Raw genomic sequence first — 2,866 nt, forward strand, 5'->3', positions numbered from 1 at the left:
GTTGAAGCCATTCAACAAGCTGCGGAACAACATGTTTTAGAAACAATTGAGTGGCCTCCCAGCGGGGAGTTAAACGTAAAAGCGGCAAATGTTGATGACCGAATTTATGCCACCGACTGCCCCACACCGTTATCGACCTCTTCCTCATCCAGTAATGGTTCTGCAAGTAATATCACAGTTCTGGTTGAATGCATTGAAGATAACTGGAAAATTTATGTTCCTGTAAGACTGACCATTTCACTGCCACTTGTCACCGTTGCCGTACCCATTTCTCGTGGACAGCAAATTACGCAGCAAGATGTCTTGATTACAATGGTAGACTTACACCGCTTTAGACGACAAGGTTTTTCCGATATAAATCGTATCGTCGGAGCTAAAGTGAAAAAAAACATGCGTATTGGCGATGTCGTTGAGCAAGATGATATATGCGTCGTATGTCGTAATGAAAACGTTATGATTCAAGCAGTCAAGCAGGGAATGATCATCACAACCAAAGGAACCGCTTTAAGTGATGGTATTTTTGGTGAGCAGATAAAAGTGAAAAATGATAAATCAAACCGTATAATAGATGCACAAGTAACCGGTATTGGCGAAGTCACGGTTCAATTTTAACGCTTTCATTACACTTCTAAATGTGTTTACGTTGTTAAGAAAGTGAAACAGAAAAAAAAGCTAAAGTAATCACAAGCACCGTCGATATTGACTGTACAGGTTTCCATTATTATTAATAAGGCTCACATATGGCAGGTATTGATAACATACGTTCGGGGCAAACATTAACGACGACAAATCGTAGTAATGCTCGTACTGAATCGAATGCATCTCCATCGACATCCGGCTCGGTCACTCGTTCACCTCAAAATCAAGATGCGGTATCACTTAGTACCCAAGGTAAGGCCATTGGTGAAATGCACAACCAAATGGTATCTCAGCCAAGTTTTGATAGTGCCAAAGTCGCTGCAATTAAAGATGCGATAGCCAATGGCTCATATAGAGTCGACCCAGAAAAGTTGGCTGATAATATGATTAAATTTGAAAAAGAGTTGGGTGGTTTTAACTAGCCCTATTTTTGACTAATTAAGGCAACATACAATGGCTGTATTAAAAGACTTAGTCGATTTCCAATTGAAAAATGCACTAGAACTCTCTTCGCTACTTGAACAAGAAAAGTTAGCAATTACGAGCCGTTCATCAAGTGAAATCGAAGCTATTGCCAAACAAAAGATGACCTTAGTTGGACAACTTCAACAAACTGACCTCCGAATTGCGAAACATCCCCATGTCGTGAGCCTGGCTGAAGATGTACTCCTGTCGCAAATCGTTGATCAGATTCGTTCCATTGTTCACGATTGCCAGCAAGCAAACCTTGTTAATGGTGAAGCGCTACAACGTGCACAACTCAGTTTTAATAAACTCAATAATTTGATGCAGCAAAGCCACGGAAAAATTGGCATGACGTATAACGCTGGTGGGCAAACCCACACTGTGTCCACTTTAGGGACCAATATTAAAGCGTAATCAAAATGCAGCTGAGCTACTAAACTTTTAAGCTGAAACGAATTAAACAGAAAAGCGGCAAACTTTGCCGCTTTTTCGATCTGGAGAGAAGGAAGATTTAGAAGAGTGTTTGTTGACGTTTTTCTGGTACTTGCTGAACTTCGCCGTAGTCACGCAGTTTATCCATCTTACGGATATCGAGACGTAACTCAGTAACATAACTATCACCCACCTTATAACTGCGGACCACTTCTGCTCCGCGGATAACACCATCAACCGCTCCCGACGTCAGCTCTGTGCCCAATCGCTGATCTTGTAGTTCAGCACGACCACTCACTCGCATTCCATAGACTTGCTCTGCCAGTTCGCGATAAGCATCGATTTTAGAGGCACGCATTGCACGGACTTGCTTTTCATCCACACTACGCCCAGTTTGCTCACTGATATTGGCATAACCTACCGCCGTCAACCATTCATCAGCGCGCATGGTTTGCAATGGCTGGCAACCCACCATCATGATAGTCACTAGAAGTAATAGCCATTTTTTCATTGGTTTCTCCTATGGACGCAAGATAACAGTATACGGCTGCTTAATCGTAGGGTCAGAGCGAATTAACACACCATCTTGTGTACGGATACTGTTGAGCGTATCAAGATCACGACCAATACGATCAGCAGGTAAAAAGCCTTGTGCGGTAGCAACCACAACACGAGACTGCATTCCCACAACACGAGCATTGACTAATACACCGCCTTCTTGACGAAGCATTGTGCCTGTCAGTATGTATTGGATTTCCTGCTCTTGAGCGAGGTCTTTCCAGTCACGACTGAAAGCAAAATCACCTTGCTGCGTTACCTGAATCGAGCCTGTGGTTTTGAAATCAACCACTTTAAATCCTCGACGCTGAAACTGATGAATAAATCCTTCAGAAACCGAGTTACCCAACCAGTTAGTCGCATCCATACTTTGCAGGTCCACAAACGATGTTACAGCAATAGGAGTGCGAGCAGAAACACTAGTATTGGACACCATCAAATCTTCTGTCATGCTTTCAACAAAGAAGTCCAACGTGTGACGTGGGCTCTCCATTAGCATAAACTGTGAACCATTGTATGGCTCTTTACCGTTATAAATCGGGGCGTAGGCACAAGCAGTTAACAAAACTGCTGGCACTATCGAAAGCCATTTTTTCATTCTCTTATCTCCAGATATACTGAGGCAATCTTGATTCCAAACTTCAGATTAAAAAACTTGGAACACTCTTTGCTTTTCAAAACTTGTTACACTTTCAAAACGCACTGCCTACATCAGCTAAGATTTTAAAAGCAAAATTTATACCCAACTGGTAAATAACAATGAAAAAAATTA

At 42.1% G+C, this 2,866-nt stretch carries 5 protein-coding genes; 3 read left to right on the forward strand and 2 right to left on the reverse strand.

Translation table 11 applies throughout. From position 1 onward, the window contains the following. The 3 genes from flgA to AACT21_RS08545 all read left to right on the forward strand — a co-directional run. Positions 1-612: flagellar basal body P-ring formation chaperone FlgA (gene flgA, locus AACT21_RS08535; protein WP_176430252.1), on the forward strand; the 612-nt coding region annotated here is incomplete at its 5' end. Positions 613-740: 128 nt separating this feature from the next. Beyond that, entirely contained in the window at positions 741-1,061 is a 321-nt protein-coding gene (flgM, locus tag AACT21_RS08540; protein ID WP_013856247.1) for a flagellar biosynthesis anti-sigma factor FlgM, read from the forward strand. 31 nt (positions 1,062-1,092) lie between these two features. Then, complete coding sequence (locus tag AACT21_RS08545) at positions 1,093-1,518, forward strand: flagella synthesis protein FlgN (RefSeq protein WP_013856246.1); 426 nt, start codon at positions 1,093-1,095, stop codon at positions 1,516-1,518. Positions 1,519-1,615: 97 nt separating this feature from the next. Here AACT21_RS08545 and flgP read toward each other — a convergent pair whose 3' ends face one another. Beyond that, on the reverse strand, positions 1,616-2,047 hold the full coding sequence (gene flgP, locus AACT21_RS08550; RefSeq protein WP_017043110.1) for a flagellar assembly lipoprotein FlgP: 432 nt from the start codon (positions 2,045-2,047) through the stop codon (positions 1,616-1,618). Positions 2,048-2,056: 9 nt separating this feature from the next. Beyond that, entirely contained in the window at positions 2,057-2,692 is a 636-nt protein-coding gene (locus tag AACT21_RS08555) for a FlgO family outer membrane protein (protein ID WP_013856244.1), read from the reverse strand. Positions 2,693-2,866: the final 174 nt, after the last annotated feature.

This window comes from Vibrio sp. V08_P9A1T1, from assembly GCF_963874405.1.
Lineage (GTDB): Bacteria > Pseudomonadota > Gammaproteobacteria > Enterobacterales > Vibrionaceae > Vibrio > Vibrio anguillarum.

What these genes read in the sequence shown, in the direction of transcription:
- flgM (WP_013856247.1), top strand. Translation starts at nt 741, where the DNA reads ATGGCAGGTATTGATAACATACGTTCGGGGCAAACATTAACGACGACA.
- flgP (WP_017043110.1), bottom strand. Translation starts at nt 2,047, where the DNA reads ATGAAAAAATGGCTATTACTTCTAGTGACTATCATGATGGTGGGTTGC.
- AACT21_RS08545 (WP_013856246.1), top strand. Translation starts at nt 1,093, where the DNA reads ATGGCTGTATTAAAAGACTTAGTCGATTTCCAATTGAAAAATGCACTA.
- AACT21_RS08555 (WP_013856244.1), bottom strand. Translation starts at nt 2,692, where the DNA reads ATGAAAAAATGGCTTTCGATAGTGCCAGCAGTTTTGTTAACTGCTTGT.